The following is a 21,683-nucleotide window of genomic DNA, read 5'->3' as shown; positions in this document are numbered from 1 at the left end:
GTCGAGGCCGGCCGGACCCGGTCCGTACGTGGGGCCGTCAGGAGACGAGGGGGGCGGCTTCCTCTTCGGCCAGCTTGATCGTGCACAGGCCGCCGCGCTCGGTCTTCACATCCGTCACCTTGAGCTGGGTGCCGGGCGCGAGGATGTATTCCTCTTCGCCGGTGAACGCGGAGAAGCTCCGGATCCCCACCGCCCGGGCGGGCGTCACCTCGAACAGCGTCCGCTTGCCGCGGCTGCCCAGGAAGGACCGGGCCACGCTCAGCTCGGAGGTGCACGAGGACACGCCCCACCAGGTCACCGTCCCCCCGACCGGATACTGCGCCCGCAGGTCCAGCGACACACCGCGCCAGAGCGGCCGGGTGTGGGCGGGCAGGCCCGAGACCGCCGAGAACAGCAGCCGCAGGTACGCGAGGTAGGGCACGACCTTGGTCCGGTCCGGGGAGCGGAGGACGGCGTTGATTTCGCGGTAGAAGGCGGACTCGCAGGTGTAGAGGTAGAGCGCGGCGATGGCGTCGGCGGACATGCTGCCGGCCGTCTCGTCCGCCCGCCGCTTGCCGAACTCGTGGGACCGGTCGATCTGCCGGCCGAGCCCGGGCAGCACCTCGGCGACCGGCGCGACGGCTTCCTGAAAGTCCATCAGTGGGGTGTCGAACACACCGGTGATCGCCGGGAGGACGAGCCCCTCGTCCTTTACGCCGGTGAGCCGATCCAGGTACAGCTGGTGCAGTTCCATGGTCGACGCGATGAAGGCCCCCATGCGTGCCGCGACGTCCCCGTCCGCACCGCCGGCCCCCGCCGCACCCTCGTTCCACCCCTTGCTGGGCAGCCAGTCGATCTCCTCGGCGCCCAGCGACGCGAGAGCCGCGTTCACCGTGGCGAAGTGGTCGCCCTCGCAGAAGACGTCGCCCTGGGCCGCCGGGTTGGGGTGATCGATGTGCCGGACCTCGACGTCCGGGTACTTCTTCTGGAGGCGCAGGACGACCTTCTTCAGGCTGCGGGCGTGGGCCCCCCACCAGGCGAACACGACCCCGCGATCCTCCTCGTCGGCGTCCTGTTTGGCCTTGAGGATCTCCTCGACGATCCGTTCGGCAACGGGCCGCCAGAACGCCGTGTGCCGGTCGGCCCCCATCGCTCCGTCGCCGCTGGCCGTCAGCGAGGCGTTCAGCAGCAGCACGCCCTGCGTGAGCATCGCCTGGAACCACTCCGGCGGCTGGACCGTGTCCCGCTCCTTCAACAGGGCGCGGACGTCGGCTATGGGCGTCTTCTTGGCGATGCCGTACTTCCACATCGCGGCCGCCTTGATGATGCAGCGGATGCTGACGACCCTGCCGAACTGGCTGTCCTTCCAGTCGTTGAAGGTGTTGTCGAACATGGCTATCCCGGTGGCGCTCTCCGGCCGCGGGTACGGGTTCTGGCCGAAGACGACGACCTTCCACTTGTGCGGCGGGTTCGGCTTGAGCGCCTGGAAGGTCAGCTCGCGGACCGGGACGACCTCCGGGCTGCGGCCCTGGCCGATGAAGCGGGCCGCATCCGGCTGCGCTTCGATGACGGGCTTCAGGAACGGAAGCCAGGCTTCACCGCCACCCTTGAAGAGTTCGGTGAGGCCCAGCGGGTCGTTGGCATCGGGCTGGGCCGCGGGGGTGGTGGCGTCGGTCATGGGGGAAGGGCTCCCGGTTGTCGTATCTGACGGATGGAGGTGGCCGGCGGGCTGAGCGGCGGTGTGCGCGGGATCAGCGGCGAAAGGAATGCCCTTTCGGCGGCACGATGCGCACCCGCTCCGTGACCGGTGCGTTCTCGATGCCGTCGAGCTGCGCGGTGATCGTGGCGCGCAGCTGGTCGTCGTCCTCGAAGCAGTGGTCGTGGAAGAGCGTGTAGCCGGTCCACATCAGATTGGCGCACACCCGGGCCGGCACCCGGCCGGTCTGCGCGCCCATTCCGACCAGCGCCACCGAGCGGATGCTGCCCGGCACCTGACGGTTCTGCCGGTGCACGGCCTGGAACGCTGCGGCGCACGCCAGGGCCACGTTGAGCGTGTCCTTCACGTTCTGCGAGGACTGCACCATCGTCGGCGTCGATATCAGGTACCGCGGGACGGTCGCACCGGACGGGACGCACACGGCGCTGCCCACCGGGAGGGTCCCGGCGAACCGGTCGCGGATCGCCCGCTGCACGCGCAGCTGGATGCCGGCTCCGAGGTGCCGCTTGATGACGGCGTCGACCCCGCCGTCCATCCGGCCCCGGGAGTTGGTCGGGGTGACCCACGCGTCGACGTCCTCGTCGAGGATCGAGCCCCTGCGGATCTCGATCCCGGGGGTGTCCGCGAACGCCGCCCGCCACGCCTCCACCACACGCTCGTTGACATCGGTCAGCACCACCCTGAGCACGGGCTCCACACGGTTCTCGGTCATCGTCCACTCCTGTCGGGAAACGGCCCTTCCAACACCCCCGAAGCTATCGGCCACCACTGACAACACCCCTGCACGAACGGGACGATGACGCCCGGGACGACGACCCGAGAGGCGGTCTTGGACCGAGAGTTCTTCGTCGGTGGTGGCTGATGCACTCGTACGAGGGGAGACGACTCCCCGTTCCCCGGAAACCTCAAGATGAGCGAGCGGGTTCGAGGAACAGCGACGGCGTGCCAGCAAGGAGCACCGCGGCGCCGGTGATTGTTCCCCATCCGGCGTGGGACAGGCTGGACCAGACGACCCATGGGCAGCTGAGGGCAAAGAGCGCCGGCGTCACCGGCTAGAGCGGCACCCCGGTACTCGGAAACAGGAGTCGATCGTTCGCGGCGAGCCGGAGAGAGGCTTCGCCGGACCCCGCCGCCGCCCTCGCCGGAGCGCCGCGGTGAAGAGGGCCGGCCGGGGGTATTCCGTTCGCTCGTACGGCCCCCCTTCGTGGGCGCCGACGGGCACGGAATGAATACCGCACTAGTGTCTGCCGGCGAAAGACACCAGCGCCGGGGGTGATCCCGGAAGTCCCTGACAGGGCATCGGTCGCCGCTTTCATCCGGAGCACGGTGATGCATTCCCGCGTACTGCGCTACAGGAGGTCGTGGTGTCGGGTATCGCAGTACCAGGGGTACCAGGGGTACCAGGGCAGCGCGCCGCGAGGCGCAGCCACGCGCCCGGGATGGTCGTCCCGAGCGCCGTGGCCCGGGCGAGCCTCCGTCCGGTCAGGGGCAACGATGGCGACCGCGGCAAGCCCCGCCCGGCCGGGCTGCTCGACGGGTGAATGCCGGCCGCGTCAGAGCTTCCGCACCACGGGACGGCATGCGCGAACTCACCTTCACGGCTTCGAGGAAACTCACGGTGGGGGGATTCCTCTGGGCGTCCTTGATCCAGATCTTCGTCGTGAACAATTTGATCGCCTTCCAGCGCGTAGGGGGGCGAGAGCGACCGGGACGGCGGTCTGTACGCAGCGACGGTCTGTACGCAGCGAGGTAGGGTGCCGGGCGGCGATGGCCAGGGGCGTCTCCCGGGGGCAGCCGGGTGGGCAGGATCCGGAATGGACGGCCCGCGCTGTACGCCGCCTCCGTTTCGCCGACACAGACAAGGTGACCATGTTCGATCCGGTGCAGGAGAATCCGTACCCCGACACCCACACCCTCGGCGAAGGCCCCGAGCCGCACCCGCTGCTGCAGCCGGTGCTGGGGCTGGTGGGCCGCTGGCACGGTCGGGGCCAGGGTCAGTACCCCACGCTGGAACGGGACTTCCGCTACGCGCAGGAGGTCGTCTTCAGCCACGACGGGCGCCCCTTCCTGCGCTACGAGGCACGCGCCTGGCTGGTCGACGAGTCCGGGGCTCCCGTCCGGCCTGCCGGACGGGAGGCCGGCTGGTGGCGGGTGACGCCGGACGCGGACCTGGAGGTCGTCCTCGCCCACGCCACCGGGATCGTCGAGACGTACGTCGGCACGGTGGCCGGTACGGAGATCGAGATCGGGACGAAGGACGTGGCGCTCACCCCGATGGCCAAGGAGGTCACCGGGACGCGGCGCCGCTACAGCCTCGACGGCGACCTGCTGACGGTGGTGCACGACATGGCGGCCGTGGGCCAGCCGCTCCAGCACCACCTGACCACGCGGCTGCGGCGCCGATCTTCCTGACGGCCCGGGAGACGGCCGGAGCCGGCCCCGCGCCCGCCGGGCAGCGCCGGGACGGACGCGCGACGGGGCCGGTGCCGGGCGGTCAGGCGGAGGAGCCGCTGTCGACGACCAGGTCGTGGCCGACCACGGAGCCCGCCGCGGAGGAGGCGAGGTAGAGGACCGCGGCCGCCACTTCCTCTGCCTCCGCGACGCGGCCGAGCGGGTTCTCGTCCTTGACCCGCTCGGCGCGGTCGGCCTCCGTCTCGCCCGCCCGCAGGGACATGGGCGCGGCGGAGGCTCCCGGGCTGACCGCGTTGATGCGCACGCCGTCGCGGACGTGGTCCAGGGCGGCTGCGCGGGTCAGCGCCGAGACTGCGGCCTTGGAGGTGATGTACGCGGCGGCGTTCGGGATGCGGGAGTGGGCGCCCAGGTTCGAGGAGATGTTGACGATGGCACCGCCGCCGTTCTCCCGCATGTGGGCGATCTCGTGCTTCATGGCCAGGTAGACGCCGGTGACGTTGGTCCGCAGTACGGCGTCCCAGTCCTCCTCGGCGATGTCGCCGGCGGGCACCGTGCCGCGGAGTATCCCCGCGTTGTTGACGGCGACGTCGAGCGTTCCGAAGAGTGCGACGGTCTTCCGGACGAGCGCGGCCAGTTGGGCGGAGTCGGTGACGTCGGCGGTGACCGCCTCGGCCGTACCGCCGGCCGCCCGGACGAGGCGTACGGTCTCGTCGAGCGAGGCCGCGGTCCGGCCTGCGGCGACGACTCGTGCGCCTTCGGCGGCGAAGGCGAGGGCGATGGCCCGGCCGAGGCCGGATCCGGCGCCCGTGACGAGGACGGACGAGTTGGTGAAGCGGGTCATTGCGGTGGCTCCTTGTACGGGTTCAGCGATCCCCATGTTCTCCCCCTTGATATTTGACCGATCGTTCCATTTTTTGGGCACGCGAAAAGGAGCCGGGCGGCTCCTCCGCGGGCATCGCGGTCAGTGCGGATCGGATCGGCTCGGTGCGGACCGGTTCGGTTCAGTCCAGCAGGGACAGCGCCTGCTCGGCCGCGTCCCGTACGCGGGCCGGGTCGGCCGAGGCCTTCCCGACGACCCGCACCCCCTGCAGCAGGACCAGCAGCATCCGCGCCAGAGCGCGCGGATCGCGCTCCGGCGGCAGTTCGCCCTGCGCCTGCGCCCGGACGAACGCCGCGTGCAGCAGCGTCTCCAGCCGGTCCCAGCTCGACTCCACCCGGCGGGCCGCCGCGGAGTCGCGAGCGCCCAGTTCGGCGGCGGTGTTGGTGACGAAGCAGCCGTTCAGCCGCTCCTGCGGCGATGCGGCCTCGGCGGCGAAGCGGCGCACCACGGCCCGCACCGCCGGCAGGGCCGGTCCCGGCCCCGACAGGTCGGCGAAGAGCCGCGGGTCGGCGGACTGCGCGTACCGGTCCAGCGCCTTGAGGTAGAGCTCGTGCTTGCTGCCGAACGTTGCGTAGATGCTCGCCCGGCCGATGCCGAGGTGCTCGACGAGGTCCGCCATCGACGTCGCTTCGTAGCCGCGCCGCCAGAACAGCTCGAGGGCCGACTGGAGCGCGGCGTCCGGATCGAATTCCTTGGTCCTGGCCATGAACAAGATCATAAAGGTATCTGGAACGATCGGTCAAAAACTTCTTCCCAGTGAAGGCTCCTGAGACCCGAGTGGGTTCGCGCAGAACTCAGCGCCCTCTCGGACAGCTGACTGCAGGAGTGTCGTGGGTGAGCGCGCAGATCATCTGCGCGCCGCGGCCATTGTCGGGGTAGGTGGCGATCAGCTCCGCCGTGAAGTCCTTCCACTGGCGGGCGATGTCCTGTGCAGCCAGCTCGGTGGCCCGCTGAAAGTTGCCGTTGCCCGAGCGCCGGGCGGCTTCGGTGTCCTTGTTGAGGGCGCGGTTGTGCTCGATGCGTCCGGTGCAGTCGGCGGTCTTGACGCCCGTCGACTCGAAGTCCGGGTAGCAGCCGGTGGCCAGGTCCTCGGGAATCAGGCCGGCGGCTTCCTTGGTCCAGTCGGCGTCTTTCATGGAGCTGTAGCGGCGGATGTCCAGGAACGGCGCGATGCCCGAGCGGTTCAGCCCGGGTGGGTTGTCCGTGCCGACTGGGCCCGCGTCGGCCTTGTCGGACCAGTTGCTGTGCGAGTAGAAGTCCTCGATCGGATGCCAGCCGCGGCCGAGCTGTTCGAGGACGTTGCACTTGGCGCGTCCCGCGCTCTCGCTCCATGTGCAGGGCGAGCCCAGATCGCTCTGGCGCGCGATGACCCTGCCCTGGGAGTCGACCAGTCCGTCGGCGTATCGGACGGCAGCGCGCAGGCGGGCGACGGAGCCGCGGATGCAGGCGAGCAGCTCGGCGTTCGCCTCGTCGCGGGTGCGGGGGTACGCGGGCGTGAAGCGCGGGGCGAGGAAGTCGGCGTTGTCGCAGTGCAGGATGCCGAGCTTGAAGTAGTCGCCCTGGTCGTCGGCCACGATCGCCCCGGCGCGCGAGTCGGCCATCGCCGTCAACGACCCGGGCTCCCATGTCAGGGCGGCGCGAGTGATCTTCTCGTGATTGCCGCCGGAGAACGCCTGCGCCGGACCGGGCGGCAGCAGGAGCAGACACACTCCGCAGACGGACGCAGTGGCGGACAGTCGCCGGACGTGTACGGAGGCATGCACCACGCGACCTCCAGAAAACATTGCAATGTTGAATGAATGGTACCAATTGGTCCTGGAGGGGGCCGCCGCCGACGAGTGATGCGGCGAGCCGGTGAGGCTCGTATGCTCGAAGTGATCGAAATGACGGACTTGGAGACCCTCGGGGCCCTGGCGGCCGGCCCCGAAAGCCGTCGGGCCGGTCAGGGGGCAGACCGTAGACCGCGTGCTCGGCGGAATCGTGGCTTCCTGCACGCGCTCACCCGGGAAGGGGATCAACCATGTGTCGGTGGCTCGCGTATTCGGGAACCCCGCTCGTCCTTGAAACGATCCTGTACAAGCCCGCACACTCCCTGATCGATCAGGGCCTCCACTCCCGCCTCGGTGTCGAGACGACCAACGGTGACGGATTCGGCATCGGCTGGTACGCGGAGAACTCGGACAACCCCGTCCCCGCGGTGGTACGTGACATCGGCCCGGTGTGGAGCAACCGCAACCTGCGTGAGATCGCGCAGCACGTCAGGTCCGGACTGCTCTTTGCTCACATACGAGCCTCGACGGGCACGCCGGTGCAACAGACGAACTGCCACCCCTTCCGCCACGGCCGCTGGATGTGGATGCACAACGGCTCCATCGCCGAATTCCACACGCTGCGCAGGGAACTCTGCATGGCGGTGGACCCCGAGCTGTACGCCGACCTCGAGGGGTCCACGGACTCGGAGGTCATGTTCTTCCTCGCACTGACCTTCGGGCTGGACACCGACCCCCCGGGCGCGGTGGCCCGGATGGCGGGCCTGGTGGAGCGCGTCGGCCACGAACACGGCATCGCTGCGCCCCTGCAGATGACGGTCGCTGTGACCGACGGCTCGGCGGTCTGGGCCTTCCGTTACGCCAGTGAGGGCATCGCCCGGTCGCTCTTCTACAGCACCAAGGTCGAATCGCTGCGCGCGCTGCACCCCGACATGCCCCTCCTGCACGGCTTGTCGGACGAGACCCGCCTCATCGTGTCCGAGCCGCTGGGTGACCTGCCGGGGGCCTGGAACGAGGTACCCGAACACTGCTACGGAGTGGTGCGGGCGGGAGGGGACGAACTGAGCCCGTTCGCCCCGTTGGCCATGTGAAGCACCGCCCGCTACGGCGATCCCCCTTCAGATCGATCCCTTCAGACAGACACGTGTGTGCGTGACTCGTGATGCTTGTGGCAGAGAAGGCGATCGAGCGCGTCTCACTGGTCACGGACACCTCGAGGCGATCCGGATCCGGCCCACCGCCGTTGGTGATGCGCACGGCCCGCTTCGCTTCCGCCAGGATGCCCGACACCCGCAGGCCGGTCACCCCGGTGAACTCGACCCAGAAGCGCAGGGTGTTGTATGCCGACGCGGTCCACTCCGGCTTGGGGTGTTCCGGCAGCTGCGGCGTCTCGAAGCCGAAGGTCACCGAGGTGCCGCGCTCGTCGATGTGGACATGGAAGAAGTGGCAGGTGTCCAGGTCGGGCGCCGCCGATGCGCCGTACAGGTCCCGCAGTTCCGGCCAGTCGCTCGAAGCAGTCATCTCACACACGCTCGTAGAAGGTGTTGACGTAGGCCGGAGGAAGCGTCGGGTAGAGGCGGGTTTCGAGCGGACGGGTGAAGGACCGCGAGCCGCTGTCACCCTGGCCGGGAGCAGCGCGGCGGCTCCGCCGAGGGCGCCGACGGCGGTGCCCAGCATGGTCCAGGCCCTGACGCAGGTGGCGACGGTACGTGCCGTACGGAAGGCCGAGGCGGCGGGCGGCGGCCTCCTGGGTGGGCGCGCCGGAGAAGTAGCCGGCCGTGAGGGCCTCGCGGGCGCGCACTCCGCGCGGGTCACGGGCGAGGTCGTCGACGGCCCTGCGCAGCAGGGCACGCAGCTCCCTGACAGGGTCGTCGAAGTCAGCCACGAGACGGGTGCGCAGCAGGGCGCAGGCGGCGAAGGCGCCGGCGTCGCGCCAGTGCGCCAGCGCTTCACGTACGGCCTGGTCGAACGCGGTACGCGAGAAGGGCGATGGCCCGGCGGTCGGCACAGGCGGGTCGGTGGCGGATATGAAGCGTTGGAGCCACGTCTCCACGGGTATTCGACGCCAGTCGACGCCGAACAGTCCGTAGGTGTGATCACCGACCCGTGGGCGGGCCCCCGTGTCGCTGAGGGTGCCCTTGACGCGCTCGCCCCAGCCGTCACCCTGAGGCCCCGCCCCTCTCACCGGATGCTTCCGAGATCCCCGTCGTCGGGGTTGCCGTCGGCCAGGAGAGTGGTCCCTCCGCCGCGCTCGAACCGGCCGTCGGGACCCATCCGGGCCAAGAGGTGGTTCGTCGTGGACCTCGATGTGGCCGCCGCGGACCAGGGAGCGCAGGCGGGTGATGTGCCGGGCGGTGGAGGCCCGGTCTGGCTGGGCGGGGGCCGCCCTCTCGAGACGTGGTCGAGTGGGCGTCAGGGCGGTATGGAATGAGGATCATTGGAGTTGTCCGGATATATCAGCGCTCGGAGCCCCGGTCCCCGGCCGGTGGACGGCCGTTGTCGCCGTTCACGGCAACGAGTGATCGTCGCTCTCTGGTGACGGGGCGCTCCTGCGTGTAGCGTCAGCGGCAGCTGTCGTGGTTCGCAGTCCCTGCCCGCGCCCTGGCGTGGGCGTTTTGCTGTGCAGTGCCGGACCAGGGCGATCACCTCCGGGGCCGCGCGGTGCGGACCCGACATCGACTGAGAGGGCAAGACCATGGCCAGCGGAACCGTGAAGTGGTTCAACTCCGAAAAGGGCTTCGGCTTCATCGCGCAGGACGGCGGCGGCCCCGACGTCTTCGCGCACTACTCCAACATCAACTCCAGCGGCTACCGTGAGCTCCAGGAGGGTCAGGCCGTGACCTTCGACATCACGCAGGGCCAGAAGGGCCCGCAGGCGGAGAACATCACCGCTGCCTGATCCGCGAAGCCCGGATCCACTTCCCGCCCCCGGAGCATGCGCTCCGGGGGCGCGGTGGCTTCGGGGGGGCCGGCGCGGAGCCGCCCGTCGAGGCGCCACACCCATCGGCGACGGAGAACGGCCGAACTCCTGCGGAATCCGGCTGCCGTTCGCCTGGTGTATTCGCCGCCGTCACGTCAGGCTCCCTCTCCGGTACCCCGGGCAGGCTGTTCTGGGGGCGCTCAAGCACTCGCCGATCAAAGCAGAGGTCCCTCTCGCCATGGCAGAACTGAACCGCCGCCGCTTCCTCCAGCTCACCGGCGGCGCCGCCGCCCTGACCCTGCTCAACGAGAGCATCGCGCGCGCCGCCTCGATCCCCGCGCAGGGGACGACCGGCACCATCGCCGATGTCGAGCACATCGTGGTCCTGATGCAGGAGAATCGTTCCTTCGACCACTACTTCGGTGCGCTGCGCGGGGTCCGTGGCTTCGGTGACCCGCGTCCGGTGACTCTGCCGAGCGGCAAGTCCGTCTGGCACCAGACCGACAACGCGGGCAAGGAGACGCTGCCGTTCCGGCCGTCGTCCGACGACCTCGGCATGGAGTACCTCCAAGGCCTCAACCACGACTGGGCGGGCGGCCAGAGCGCCTTCAACAAAGGCAAGTACGACAACTGGGTGCCCGCCAAGACGCCGGCCACCATGGCCCACCTGACGCGCGAGGACATTCCGTTCCACTACGCGCTCGCCGACGCGTTCACCATCTGCGACGCCTACCACTGCTCGTTCATCGGCTCGACCGACCCCAACCGCTACTACCTCTGGTCGGGCCACACCGGCAACGACGGCAAGGGAGGCGGCCCGGTCCTCGACAACGCCGAGGCCGGCTACGGCTGGACCACCTACCCCGAGCGCCTCGAGGCGGCCGGCATCTCCTGGAAGGTCTACCAGGACATCGGCAACGGCCTCGACGCCGCCGGTTCCTGGGGCTGGATCAACGACGCCTTCCGCGGCAACTACGGCGACAACTCGCTGCTCTACTTCAACAACTACCGCAACGCGCAGCCCGGCAACCCGCTGTACGACAAGGCCCGCACCGGCACCGACGCCAGGACCGGCGAGGGCTTCTTCGACAAGCTGCGCGCCGACGTCACCGCCGGGACCCTGCCGCAGATCTCCTGGATCGCCGCCCCCGAGGCGTTCAGCGAGCACTCGAACTGGCCGGCCAACTTCGGCGCCTGGTACATCGCGCAGGTGCTGGACGCGCTGACGTCCAACCCCGACGTGTGGGCCCGTACCGCGCTGTTCATCACCTACGACGAGAACGACGGCTTCTTCGACCACGTCGTCCCGCCGTACGCCCCCGCGGACGCCAACCAGGGCCTGTCGACCGTGCCGACCGCGCTCGACGTCTTCCCCGGCAAGGCCGGCTACGTCGCCGGTCCGTACGGTCTGGGCCCGCGCGTGCCCATGCTCGTGGTCTCGCCGTGGAGTACCGGCGGGTACTCCTGCTCCGAGACCTTCGACCACACCTCCGTCATCCGATTCATGGAGAAGCGCTTCGGTGTGCAGGAGCCCAACATCTCGCCCTGGCGCCGAGCCGTCTGCGGTGACTTGACCTCCGCCTTCGACTTCGCCCGTACGGACACCGGTACGGTCCGGCTGCCCGACACCGGCCGCTGGGAACCTCAGGACCGCGAGCGCCACCCCGACTTCCGGGCCACCCCACCGGCCGTGGCGACCATGCCGCGCCAGGAGAGGGGCCTGTGCCCCACCCGTCCGCTGAAGTACGCCCCGTACGTGGACGGCACCGCACTCACCGACGAGGGCAAGTTCCGGCTGACGTTCAGCGGCGGCCCGGACCTGGGCGCGCAGTTCTACGTCACCTCCGCCAACCGGACCGACGCACCCTGGACGTACACCACCGAGGCCGGCAAGTCGATCGCGGACGCCTGGAACACCCGCTACTCGGCCGGTGTCACCGACCTGACCGTCCACGGCCCCAACGGCTTCCTCCGCGGCTTCCGCAACCCCGGCACCACCCCCGGGCCCGAGGTCACCGCCCGCCACAACGCCGCCACGGGCAACCTGGACATCACCCTCACCAACGCCGGAGCCTCGACCGCGACGCTCACGGTCACCAACGCGTACGGCGGAGGGCCGAAGCGCCTCACGGTCGCCAAGGGCGCCACCGTCACGTACACCGTGCCCCTGAAGAACACGCGACGCTGGTACGACGTCACGGTCACCGCATCCGAAGTCCCCGACTTCCGGCGCCGGTTCGCCGGCAAGGTCGAAACGGGCGCAGCCGGCCTCTCGGACCCGGCGATCCTGACGGACCAGTCCTCCTGACCCGAGCCCCGATCCGCGGAACCCTCCGCGGAGCGGGGCCACGGCCGGGTGGGCCGGCGACGGGGCGGCCGCCGGTCCCTGCGGGGCCTTGCCGGTGTCGCAGAGTGCCTGGCGGTACGGCGTCGAGAGGGCTCCGTCGAGAGCGGGCCGAGCGGGCCGGGGTCTCCCGCCGCCCGCCCTCCTATGCTTCTGCCATGGAGGCACTGGCCGTACGGCTCTCGGGACTTGATCCGTACGTCGACGGCGCACTCCGCATCGTCGCGTTCTACGACACGCTGATGCGCCGGCGGGTGGACCTGCCGGCGCTGGCCCGCGCCTCGGCGGGCCTGGCCGAGTGCGTTGCCGGGATACGGCTCCACGGCACGGAGCGGGCGATCCGCGTCGCGCCCGACGGCACCGGGGCCTTCGCCCCGCCCACGAGTCCGTCCGGCACGGCGGCGGTCCTCCTGGACGAGGAGGAGATCGGCACGGTGTGGCTGGAGCGGCCCGGCCCGGCCAACCCGCTCGACGAGGTGCTGCTGGACCGGCTCGCCCTCGCCGTCGCGGCGGCCGTCGAACGGTACGGTCCGGCCCGGACCACGATGGCGGACCCCGCGCTCGTCGAACTGGCGATCAGCGCCGACGGTGACGAGGCGGCCAGGGCCCGGGCGCTGCGGCTCCTGGGTTTCACCGCCGGTCTGCCGGTCCGTGTCCTCGCCGTACGTTCACCGCGGCTGCCGCTCGACCAGGTGGGCGGGCTCGTCTGCCCGGGCCGCCCGGTGAAGGCGGCGCAGATCGGCGGCGTAGGGGTCGTGCTGGCCGCCGCCGTCGACCGGGACCGGCTCCCGGCGGGCGTGCGCGCGGGGATCGGCGCCGCCGAGAGCCCCGACCGGTCGTGGCGGGAGGCCCGCACCGCCCTGCGCTTCGCCACACCGCGCGAACCCGTCGTCCACTACGCCGACCTGGGCGCGCTGGCCCTCCTCGCCGAGGTACCCCGGGCGGCTTTGCGTGAGAACCCCGATGTCGCCGCGCTCGCCCGCGTGGCCGGAAACCCCGAGGACCTGGAGACGCTGGACGCCTACTGCGCCGCCGGGTCGCTGCGCCGGGCTGCCGACGTGCTCCACCTGCACCACAGCAGCGTCGCGCGCCGGATCGAACAGATCGGCAAGGCGCTCGCCATCGACCTCAGCGGCCCCGCGGGGCTGGCGCGGGCCGGCCTCGCCCTCGCCGCCCGGCGGCTGCTCGATGACGAGGCGTCGCTGTGAAAGTGCCGGTCACAGCCGCTCGTTGAGGACGACGCGGATACGGCGGTCACCGCTGTCCCGAGGGGCACATCGTGTCGTGTCCGGACGGCGCGTTGCAGAATGTCCGGTTATCGATCCTCGGTGGGGAACACAACGCGCCTTCCCGTCAGTTCACCGAAGCGAACAGGGGCGAGCCCGCACGACTCGTCCTGGACCGGTAGACCACTGGCAAGGAGAAACCGTGCGCATACTCTTCACCGGCCCGGCCGCGGCCGGCCACCTCTTCCCGATGATCCCGACGGCACAGGCACTGCGCGCCGCCGGCCACGAGGTGCTGTTCGCGAGCTCGCAGCCGCTGAACCGGCTCCGCGAGGCAGGTTTTCCGATCGTCGAGATCGGTGACGGACGTACCATCCGGGACATGATCGAGCAGTCCGCCGACGAGGAGGTGCGCTACGTCGCTCCCGAATTGTCCTCGGACGAGATCCTCGACAGGGCGGCCCGCGGGTTCGCGATGATCTCCCGCCCCACCGTGGAGGGCCTGCTGGAGGTCGCCGACAGCTGGGGCGCCGACTTGCTGGTCTACGACTCCTTCCAGGCCTCCGCCCCGTTGGTCGCGGCCAAGCTCAAGATACCGTCGGTGATCCAGAACTTCGGCGTCACCTCAGGCCTCGACATGGTCCGCCGGATCGCCGCCAACTTCACCGAGGCGTACGAGACGTACCGGGTGGCCGGTCCCGCCGAGCCCACCGCGCTGGACATCGTCCCCTCCTCGCTCGGCGGCGACCCGGGCGGCCTGCGGATGCGCTACATCCCCTACAACGGCGGCGGCACCGTCCCTGCCGAGCTGCTCCGCCGCGGCAACCGCCCGCGTATCGCCGTCACCCTGGGCACCGTGCTCACCGAGATGGACGGCGTCCGCGCCATCGTCCGCCTGATCGAGGCCGCCGCCTCGGTGGACGCCGAGTTCCTGCTCGCCGTCGGCGACGCTGACCTCACCCCGCTCGGCACCCTCCCGGACAACGTTCGTGCGCTGCCCTGGGTTCCGCTGGCCGAGCTGCTGACCGCCTCCGACGCGCTGATCCACCACGGCGGCTCCGGCACCCTGCTCACCGCCCTGCAGGCCGGCCTGCCCCAGCTCCTGCTCCCGCAGGGCGCCGACCACTTCATCAACGCCGACGCCCTCACCGCGACCGGCGCCGCCCTGCGCTCCGCCTCCGAGGACGTCGACGCCGCGCTCCTCACCCGTCTGATCACCGACCCGTCCCTGCGCGAGGCCGCCGCCCGCCTCCAGGCGGAGAACGCCGCCCTGCCGACCCCGGCCGAAACCGTGCCCGCCCTGGAGGCCCTGGCCGCCTCGTAGGGGTCGAGGAAGACTCGGACGGGGCCACGCACAGAGCAGGGCCTCTTGGCAGCTGCACCTCGAAGGCTGTGTACGCCAACGGGCCGGCCAAGAGGCCCCGCTGTTCCCCTCTTACGCTCGAGGCATCGCCGAGCGCGGCAATCGCTGCGGCGGGTCCTGCAACCCGATGTGGCTCAGGCCGGTGTGCAGGCCGGTCCGAGCGCCGAGGGGCTGCGAGTGTTTCGCGGTGTCGACGGAGCCGGGTCCGTGGAGGGTGAGCTCGAAGTCCTGGCGCCTCTTGGCATTCAGCGCCAGCGGCAGGTGGATACGCCCGTCCCCGGCCCTGCGCCGTATCTCGGTGCGGCTGAGACCGAGCCCGACGACGAGCAGTCGTTCGACGCGGACCGGCACGGGCAGCTCGAAGCTGACCACCACCTTGAGCGGTGCCGGGTCGTCGAGTGCGTAGAGGGGCGTGCGGGTCTCCAGGTCCCAGGTACCGGTCCAGTCGAGGAGGTATCCGTTCTTCGCGGCGAGCGACGCACTCATCGTCAACTCCCGCACTACGGCCGCATCGTTGGTCTCGTACGCCATCCGGCGCGCGGGATCCAGCGACGAGACGTGGACGCGTTCGTGGACGGGCACCTTCGAGGTCCGGTCGCACGCTGCACAGTTCAGGAGCAGCCAGACGTCGAGGAGCTTGCCGTTCGCGTTGACGCGGATCTTGCCCGAGGGCCGGTGACGCGTGCCGGAGCAGTCCGGGCAGGGTCGTACGACGCTGGGCAGGGCGGACTGACGCACGGCCCACAGGGCCTTGCGGTCGGTATTCATGGATGTGGTTGCTTTCAGGACTCAGCAGGAGCTCTCGCAGGCCGGGCCGCGGCTCCTGGATCTGACGGATGCACACGAGAGCGCGACTCATCACCTCGGGGCCGAGTCGTCAGGCTCCGAGGTCGATCGCGCGACAGGTTGGCTGTTGCCACGTGGCAGCCGTTACAGGTCCATGCGGGCGAGCATGATCGAGGCCACGGCCCGCGGGCAACTCCTTTTCCGCTGGATCGTGGATGCGGTGCTTCGCCCGCCTGATGCAAAGTCGCCGCCCGACGGCCGGCCGCCACCCAGCCGAAGCCGGCGGCCATCTCCTGGCGCGTCGGCGGAACTTGGCATGCCGCCGGCGTGCCGGTCAGGCGGCGCGGCAGAGCCCTGCTGCGACGCCGGACGGTGCTGCGGCGCGGGGCGCGGTCGCCCGTACGGGACGGGCGGTGCGGACCGTGGCCGCGGCCTGCGAGCGGTTCCGTGCGAAGACGACGAGGCGCAGCACCGCGAACCGCGCGGCACCGGCGATTGCCGAGGCGGACAGATAGACGACCTGCTCGAGCACCGCGCCGGGTGACGCCGCCAGTTGGTGCAGGACGAGCATCGCCAGGCAGGTCACCGCATAGGCGGCTGCCGCGGACCCGGCCGACTGGGCATGCTGGCGCCAGGTCGCGCGCCCGCCTGCGCCGAAGGAGAACCGGGCGTGCAGCTCGGTGGTGAGGAGCGTGGAAACCGCCGTGACCAGGGCGTTCGCCAGGCCCCAGGGAATCCAGACGGCGAGGGCCGCCACGGCGAAGCTGGAGGCGAGCCCCACTCCGCCGCCACACAGCGCGAAGCGGGCGAAGGCGGTGACGGCGCCGGGCGCCGACGGCTGCTCGCTCTGCGCTGTCTCCATGATCCGACCCCCCTGAGAAGCCTTCGGCCCGTTGTTTCTCATGTGAGAAACGCTACGTTGCATTCATGGTTCGAGCAACAGATTTGTTGCGCAGGATCGGCATTATGGCAGGTAGATTGAGGAAAATCGTTGCAATTACCTTGAATCTAATGCAACAATGACCGCTCGGATTGTTGCAATGGGTTGGTGGTGAACGCTATGCCGGACTTCGGCAGGCACCCGATCGGCGCGCGTGGCGATGAGTACGGGCTCTGGCGCCGGTCTACCCTTCAGATCCATCGTCCGGGAGGAGTGGCAGATGACCGATACGAGGACCATCGACCTCGGACCACAGACCCGGATCGTGGCCCGTCTCGCGGCGGCCGTCCCGGACGCCGCGCTCGCCGACCGGACGCCCTGTCCCGACTATGCGGTCAGTGACCTGCTGGGTCACCTCGCGGGCCTCGCCGTCGCTTTCCGCGACGCCGCCCGCAAGGACCTGGGCCCCACGACGGACACGGCCCCCGGCTCAGCCGCGCTCTCCCTGCCCGCCGGCTGGCGGGAGGGCCTGCCCAGAGCGCTCGGCGAACTGGCCGAAGCCTGGCAGGATCCGGCGGCCTGGAGCGGCATGACCCGCGCGGGCGGCGTGGACCTGCCCGGCGAAATCGCCGGCGTGGTGGCTGTCGACGAACTGGTGCTGCACGGATGGGACCTGGCTCGGGCCACCGGGCAGGAGTACGTACCCGATCAGGCCGCGCTGCGCGCCTCGCATGCGTTCCTGCTGGCGGCTGCAGAAGACGGGGACCGTGGCGACGGCATCTTCGGGCCGATCGTGCCCGTACCGGACGACGCCCCGCTGCTGGACCGGGCGGTCGGGCTCAGCGGGCGTGATCGGGGCTGGACGCCGCCGACGTTCCCGTGACCTTCTCCGTGCCCCGGCCCCGCCGGGGCACAGAACGCCCCGCTCTCAGCTCTGGCATTGCTTCGTGGCTGCGGGAGACCAGCCGCTCCAGGCAGCGCCGTCGGCGCGGGCATGTACGCGGATCTCGACCTTCACGGGGCCGCACACCCGGGTCGTGCTTCCCACTTCGACAGGGCCGATGGCCTCGCCGGCCCGGACGTAGGCACGGCCGCTGCCCACTTTCTCCCAGTGGCCGCCATCGACGACACGGAAGAACGCCTCATAGGAGACGTTCAGCCCCTTTGCTCCAGTGTTACGCGCCTTGATGTACGCCGTGATGTCTCGAGTGGGGAACCGGCCGGCAGATCCCCGCTGGGCACTGATGCAGCCGTTGACCGCCACTCGGCCGGTCGAGGTGCCTCCGCCGCAAGCGATTGCCGCAGCGTGAGCGTTGGCCGGGATCGTCAGCACGGTCAGCGCGGCTGCGCCCAGGACCGTTCCGGTACGCGTCAGATGCAATGTCTCATTCCTCTTCTCGAGCCGCCTTGTCTGTAGAGACCATCGCTCGTCCTGAGGCGCGACGAGCAGCGTTTCCCTGGCCTTTTCGCCCAATTGGGTGCAGATGATTCCGATCGGCGAGCGTCACCTGACCCCGGGCGGAGCCGCCGCGCGCGCTGGGCGAGCCGCTCCGGTGGTGGCCAGCGGCACCTCCGCCCACACCTGCTTTCCGCCGCTGAGCGGTACCGAGCCCCACGACGCCGTCGTCGCCTCGACGATGAGGATTCCGCGGCCACCCGTCGCCGACCAGTCCACGCTCGCCGGCTTGACCGGGCTGCGGGGCGAGGTGTCGTTCACGGCGATCCGCAGCCGGTCCGCGGACAGCGTGAGATCCAGCTGCACCTCTCCCTGCGTATGGGCGATCGCATTGGTGACCAGCTCGGAGACCACCAGCAGGGCGACGTCGAGTTCCTCCTCCACGCCCCACGAGCGCAGCGTGCGCGCGGCGAAACGGCGAGCGTGCTGGACGGCGTTGGGGAGCCGCCAGACGGTCCAGTTGGTCCGCGTCGGCCGGGCGCGGGTGCCGTCGTAGCGCAGGAGCAGCAGCGCCACGTCGTCGTCCCGCCGGTTGACCCCCGCGAGCAGTTCGTCGGCCATCATCCCCGGGTCGGCCGGGTCCGCCATGGCCAGCGCCTCGCACACCCGGCGCATGCCGTCCTCCAGACGGACGTTGGACGACTCGACCATGCCGTCCGTCAGCAGGGCGAGCACGGCCCCCGGGACCAAGCCGACCTCCGTCATGGGGAATGCGGTGTCCGTGACCACTCCCATCGGCGGTCCTCCTTCGACCGTCATCTCCGCGGTAGTGCCGTCCGGGTTGCGCAGGATCGGCTGCGGGTGGCCGGCGCGGACGAACCAGGCGATGCCCTCCTCCATGTCCAGGTCCACGTACAGACAGGTGGCGAACAGATCCGTCTCCATGCCGACGAGCAGCCGGTTGGCCCGGGCGATGACCACATCGGGCGGGTGGCGCTCCACTGCGTAGGCCCGCACGGCGGTCCGCATCTGGCCCATGATGGTCGCAGCCCCGGCGCTGTGCCCCTGCACATCGCCGATGACGAGCGCCACGTGGCCGTCGCCGAGCGGGATCACGTCGTACCAGTCGCCGCCCACCTCGAGCCCCACGGTCGCGGGGAGATACCGGGCGACGGCCACCCCGCCGGGCAACGAAGGGAGTTTGCGCGGCAGCAGGCTGCGCTGGAGCATGGTGGCGAGTTCATGGCCGGCGTCCAGCGCGTGCGCGCGCGTCAGCGCCTGCCCCACCAGCCCCGCGGTGGCGGTGAGCAGGGACCGCTCCTCCGGTCCGAACCGGTGCTGCCCGTCCCACCCCACGAGGCAGACCCCGACCATCCGGCCGTCCGCCGGCAGCGGCAGGACCGCGAGCCCGCCGGGCCCGATCCCCGCGAGCGCGGGTTCGAGGTCCGCACCCGGCGGCCACAGGCTCACATGGCCCTCCCGCAGCACGCTCTGCAGCGTGGGCAGGTCGTGCATCGAGGCGTCCGGCCACTCGGACCGCCATTCCGAACGCCACATGTCCGGCCATGCCTGCGGGTCGGGAGGATCGAGGACGGTGACCACGAGCCGGTCGGCCTCCAGTTCCGCGACCGCCACCCGGCTCGCGTCCAGCGGCCCGCGCAGGGAGTTGACCACTATTTGGCTGACGTCCCTGATGGTCGTCGCGCCGGCCAGCTGGGCGGACAGCCGCTGCACGATGGAGACTTCGTCGGCGCTGGGGCGCAGGTAGGAGGCGTCGGCCACCACGCCGAGGACCCGTACGGGGGTGCCGTCGTCGTCGGTGATCACCCGGCACCGCAGGCCCAGCCAGCGCAGTTCACCCCCCGGCCGGCGGATGCGGAACGCCAGCTGCTGCGGACCCGACGTCAGCCTGTCGGGCTCGACGACGGCCATCAGCGCAGGGACGTCGTCCGGTGCGGCACTCTCGAGCAGCGTCTCCACCTTGCCGTCGAACTGGTCGGGCGGGATGCCGAGCATCTCCAGCACGCGCGCGTGCGCCTCCATGCGGCCGGTGTCGAGTTCCAGGATGAACGCGCCGCCCCGGAGCGGGACCAGAGTGTGTCCCCGCAGGGGGCGGCGCGGGGCCGGGCGCCCGGGCGCATGGGCGGCCACCGATGCGAGTCCGGCGGCGACCTGGTCGGCGTACAGCTCCAGCAGGCTCCGGCGGTCGTTGCTGAACCCGTCGGGGACGTCACCGGCGACGATCAGACAGCCCAGCTCCTGGGAGCCGTGCCCGAGCGGCAGGGCGCCGAGCGAGAGCCTGGCCGGAGACGCCTTGACGGAGTCGTCCCGTACCCGGCCGGGGAAGTGGTGCGGGTCCTCCTCGACGTACGCTGCGAGTTCCTTCGGGTTCAGCCACAGCGGGCGGCCCGAGCGGTAGGCCTCGGCGGCGGGGGAGTGCCCGTCCACGGAGAGGACCGCCGGCAGGCCGTACAGCATGGCGCGGTTTCCGGTCAGCTCGGCCAGATGGAGTTCCTCGCGGCCGTCGGCGAGCACGTAGACAGCGGCCAGCTCAGCCCCGCAGAACGCAAAGCGCTGCCTCGTCACGGTCTGTAACGCCTTTCTGCGAGAGCAGCCGCGGTCGACCGCCCTCCCTCCATGCTGTCGCGCCCTACACGTTCAGGGCGAGTCGGGAGCGGACAGAGGGGGCATGACCGGTCTCAGCGGAACGCGGCGACATTGCGGCCGGCCCAGTCCGCGAAGGGGCGCGGCGCGCGGCCGAGGATCCGCTGCACGTCCGGGCTGACGCGCAGCTCGGCCGGATTCGGGGAGCCGAGGACGTCCAGGGTGTCCTCGGCGAGTTCCACCGGCATGCTCTGGGCCATGGCTGCCTTGGCCTCGTCGCGGGTGAGGTCGTGGAACCGCACCGGCGAGCCCAGCGCGGCGGCGATGGCCTCCGCCTGCTGCCGAGGGGTGATCCTCTCCGGGCCGGTCAGCTCGTACACACCGCCGGTGTGGCGGTGATCCAGCAGGCAGGCGGCGGCGACCTCGGCGATGTCCGCCGGGTCGATGACCGGTACCCCGATGTCACCGAAGGGCGCGGCGACGACCCTCTGCGCGCGGACGGACTCGGCCCACCACAGGGCGTTGGAGGCGAAGCCTCCCGGCCGCAGGACGGCCCAGTCCAGGCCGGACTCCCGCAGTACGTCCTCCACCGCGCGCAGCGCGATCCGCGTCGGGCCGAAGGGTCTGGTGGCCACGCCCTGCGAGGAGAGCAGTACGACCCGGCGGACCCCGCCGGCCGCGGCTTGGCGGATGACGTCGGCCGGGCTGGCTCCTGCGGCGTGCAAGCCGCCGGACAGCAGCAGAAACAGCGCCTTCGCCCCGGCCAGCGCGGGCTCGAGGCCGGCCGGCTCGGCCAGGTCTGCCGCCACGTGGCGGACACCGTCCGGCACGGCCGCCGCGTGCCGCGACACCGCCGTCACCCGTCGGCCCGCCTCGGCCAGCGCCCGCGTCAGCGGCCGCCCCACATTCCCGGTAGCCCCGGTCACCACGATCATGATCAGCTCCTCGCCCGATGTGCTCCGTGGGCGTTGACGCTAGGAGAGGGGCTAACTTTTGGTAAGGACATACCTGGAGGTAAGCTCATCACATGGAGGAAGGCGCGCAGCTCACACGACCCGAGGCGGCCCGGCGGTATGAGGTGTTTCACACCGACTGCCCCGCGCGCGATGTGGTCGACCATGTGACCAGCAGATGGGGCATCTGGGTGTTGATCTCCTTGCGGAGCAACGACCTCAGGTTCTACGAGCTGCGCGAGAGCATCCGGGGCATCAGCGAGAAGATGCTCGCCCAGACCCTGCGCTCGCTGGTTCAGGACGGCCTGGTCTGGCGGGAGGTCGAACCGACGACACCGCCCCGGGTCACGTACGGACTGACCGAGTTCGGCCGGGACATCAGCGAACCGCTGACAGAGCTGTTCGACCGGATCACGCGGCGGCTGCCGCCCCGCAGCGCGGGATAACGGGGCGG

At 70.7% G+C, this 21,683-nt stretch carries 19 protein-coding genes and 1 pseudogene; 8 read left to right on the top strand and 12 right to left on the bottom strand.

Going from position 1 to position 21,683, the window contains the following annotated elements:
- Positions 1-37: 37 nt before the first annotated feature.
- Both IF09_RS0126500 and IF09_RS0126495 read right to left on the bottom strand, forming a co-directional pair.
- A complete protein-coding gene (locus IF09_RS0126500; protein WP_030299757.1) occupies positions 38-1,657 on the bottom strand; it encodes an ADP-ribosyltransferase domain-containing protein in 1,620 nt (539 codons plus the stop codon).
- A gap of 73 nt (positions 1,658-1,730) precedes the next feature.
- Positions 1,731-2,408: a macro domain-containing protein gene (locus tag IF09_RS0126495; protein WP_030299756.1), complete on the bottom strand. Its 678-nt coding sequence runs from the start codon at positions 2,406-2,408 to the stop codon at positions 1,731-1,733.
- 1,157 nt (positions 2,409-3,565) lie between these two features.
- On the opposite strand from IF09_RS0126495, the gene IF09_RS0126490 reads away from it, so the two are divergent.
- Positions 3,566-4,108: an FABP family protein gene (locus tag IF09_RS0126490; protein ID WP_030299755.1), complete on the top strand. Its 543-nt coding sequence runs from the start codon at positions 3,566-3,568 to the stop codon at positions 4,106-4,108.
- Positions 4,109-4,190: 82 nt separating this feature from the next.
- On the opposite strand, the gene IF09_RS0126485 is transcribed toward IF09_RS0126490, so the two are convergent.
- From IF09_RS0126485 to IF09_RS0126475, 3 genes are all read right to left on the bottom strand, one after another.
- Positions 4,191-4,949, bottom strand: a complete 759-nt coding sequence (locus IF09_RS0126485) for an SDR family NAD(P)-dependent oxidoreductase (protein WP_030299754.1) — start codon at positions 4,947-4,949, stop codon at positions 4,191-4,193.
- A gap of 160 nt (positions 4,950-5,109) precedes the next feature.
- On the bottom strand, positions 5,110-5,694 hold the full coding sequence (locus IF09_RS0126480) for a TetR/AcrR family transcriptional regulator (RefSeq protein ID WP_030299753.1): 585 nt from the start codon (positions 5,692-5,694) through the stop codon (positions 5,110-5,112).
- Between the two features lie 88 nt (positions 5,695-5,782).
- Entirely contained in the window at positions 5,783-6,754 is a 972-nt protein-coding gene (locus tag IF09_RS0126475) for a hypothetical protein (protein ID WP_051832914.1), read from the bottom strand.
- Between the two features lie 254 nt (positions 6,755-7,008).
- On the opposite strand from IF09_RS0126475, the gene IF09_RS0126470 reads away from it, so the two are divergent.
- A complete protein-coding gene (locus IF09_RS0126470) occupies positions 7,009-7,848 on the top strand; it encodes a class II glutamine amidotransferase (protein ID WP_030299751.1) in 840 nt (279 codons plus the stop codon).
- A gap of 184 nt (positions 7,849-8,032) precedes the next feature.
- On the opposite strand, the pseudogene IF09_RS48575 reads toward IF09_RS0126470, so the two are convergent.
- Positions 8,033-8,278, bottom strand: a pseudogene (locus IF09_RS48575) (Imm50 family immunity protein); the annotation flags it as partial.
- Between the two features lies 1 nt (position 8,279).
- Positions 8,280-8,942: a hypothetical protein gene (locus IF09_RS45860; RefSeq protein WP_158710059.1), complete on the bottom strand. Its 663-nt coding sequence runs from the start codon at positions 8,940-8,942 to the stop codon at positions 8,280-8,282.
- 510 nt (positions 8,943-9,452) lie between these two features.
- Here IF09_RS45860 and IF09_RS0126455 point away from each other — a divergent pair.
- The 4 genes from IF09_RS0126455 to IF09_RS0126440 all read left to right on the top strand — a co-directional run bounded on the left by IF09_RS0126455 (position 9,453) and on the right by IF09_RS0126440 (position 14,571).
- Positions 9,453-9,656 (top strand): cold-shock protein, encoded by a 204-nt coding sequence (locus IF09_RS0126455; RefSeq protein WP_030299749.1) that lies wholly within the window; start codon positions 9,453-9,455, stop codon positions 9,654-9,656.
- Between the two features lie 259 nt (positions 9,657-9,915).
- Positions 9,916-11,985, top strand: coding sequence for a phosphocholine-specific phospholipase C (locus IF09_RS0126450; RefSeq protein ID WP_030299748.1), 2,070 nt, complete (start codon positions 9,916-9,918; stop codon positions 11,983-11,985).
- A 194-nt stretch (positions 11,986-12,179) separates the two neighbouring features.
- Positions 12,180-13,229: a helix-turn-helix domain-containing protein gene (locus IF09_RS0126445; protein ID WP_030299747.1), complete on the top strand. Its 1,050-nt coding sequence runs from the start codon at positions 12,180-12,182 to the stop codon at positions 13,227-13,229.
- A 220-nt stretch (positions 13,230-13,449) separates the two neighbouring features.
- Positions 13,450-14,571, top strand: a complete 1,122-nt coding sequence (locus tag IF09_RS0126440) for a nucleotide disphospho-sugar-binding domain-containing protein (protein ID WP_030299746.1) — start codon at positions 13,450-13,452, stop codon at positions 14,569-14,571.
- 111 nt (positions 14,572-14,682) lie between these two features.
- On the opposite strand, the gene IF09_RS0126435 is transcribed toward IF09_RS0126440, so the two are convergent.
- Both IF09_RS0126435 and IF09_RS0126430 read right to left on the bottom strand, forming a co-directional pair.
- Entirely contained in the window at positions 14,683-15,378 is a 696-nt protein-coding gene (locus IF09_RS0126435; protein ID WP_030299745.1) for a DUF1062 domain-containing protein, read from the bottom strand.
- Positions 15,379-15,730: 352 nt separating this feature from the next.
- On the bottom strand, positions 15,731-16,258 hold the full coding sequence (locus IF09_RS0126430; RefSeq protein WP_030299744.1) for a hypothetical protein: 528 nt from the start codon (positions 16,256-16,258) through the stop codon (positions 15,731-15,733).
- Between the two features lie 298 nt (positions 16,259-16,556).
- On the opposite strand from IF09_RS0126430, the gene IF09_RS0126425 reads away from it, so the two are divergent.
- A complete protein-coding gene (locus tag IF09_RS0126425; protein ID WP_030299743.1) occupies positions 16,557-17,159 on the top strand; it encodes a TIGR03086 family metal-binding protein in 603 nt (200 codons plus the stop codon).
- A 45-nt stretch (positions 17,160-17,204) separates the two neighbouring features.
- On the opposite strand, the gene IF09_RS43480 is transcribed toward IF09_RS0126425, so the two are convergent.
- The 3 genes from IF09_RS43480 to IF09_RS0126415 form a co-directional block, all read right to left on the bottom strand.
- On the bottom strand, positions 17,205-17,750 hold the full coding sequence (locus tag IF09_RS43480) for a hypothetical protein (protein ID WP_234321156.1): 546 nt from the start codon (positions 17,748-17,750) through the stop codon (positions 17,205-17,207).
- Positions 17,751-17,780: 30 nt separating this feature from the next.
- Positions 17,781-20,258 (bottom strand): SpoIIE family protein phosphatase, encoded by a 2,478-nt coding sequence (locus IF09_RS0126420; RefSeq protein ID WP_030299742.1) that lies wholly within the window; start codon positions 20,256-20,258, stop codon positions 17,781-17,783.
- Positions 20,259-20,371: 113 nt separating this feature from the next.
- On the bottom strand, positions 20,372-21,211 hold the full coding sequence (locus IF09_RS0126415) for an SDR family oxidoreductase (protein WP_030299741.1): 840 nt from the start codon (positions 21,209-21,211) through the stop codon (positions 20,372-20,374).
- A 92-nt stretch (positions 21,212-21,303) separates the two neighbouring features.
- Here IF09_RS0126415 and IF09_RS0126410 point away from each other — a divergent pair, with 92 nt between their 5' ends.
- A complete protein-coding gene (locus IF09_RS0126410; RefSeq protein ID WP_030299740.1) occupies positions 21,304-21,675 on the top strand; it encodes a winged helix-turn-helix transcriptional regulator in 372 nt (123 codons plus the stop codon).
- Positions 21,676-21,683 lie beyond the last annotated feature (8 nt).

The sequence above is a fragment of the Streptomyces katrae genome (genome assembly GCF_000717655.1).
Taxonomy (GTDB): Bacteria; Actinomycetota; Actinomycetes; order Streptomycetales; family Streptomycetaceae; genus Streptomyces; species Streptomyces katrae_B.
The sequence above is the reverse complement of the archived record's forward strand: the minus strand, read 5'-3'. Positions and strand labels throughout refer to the sequence as shown.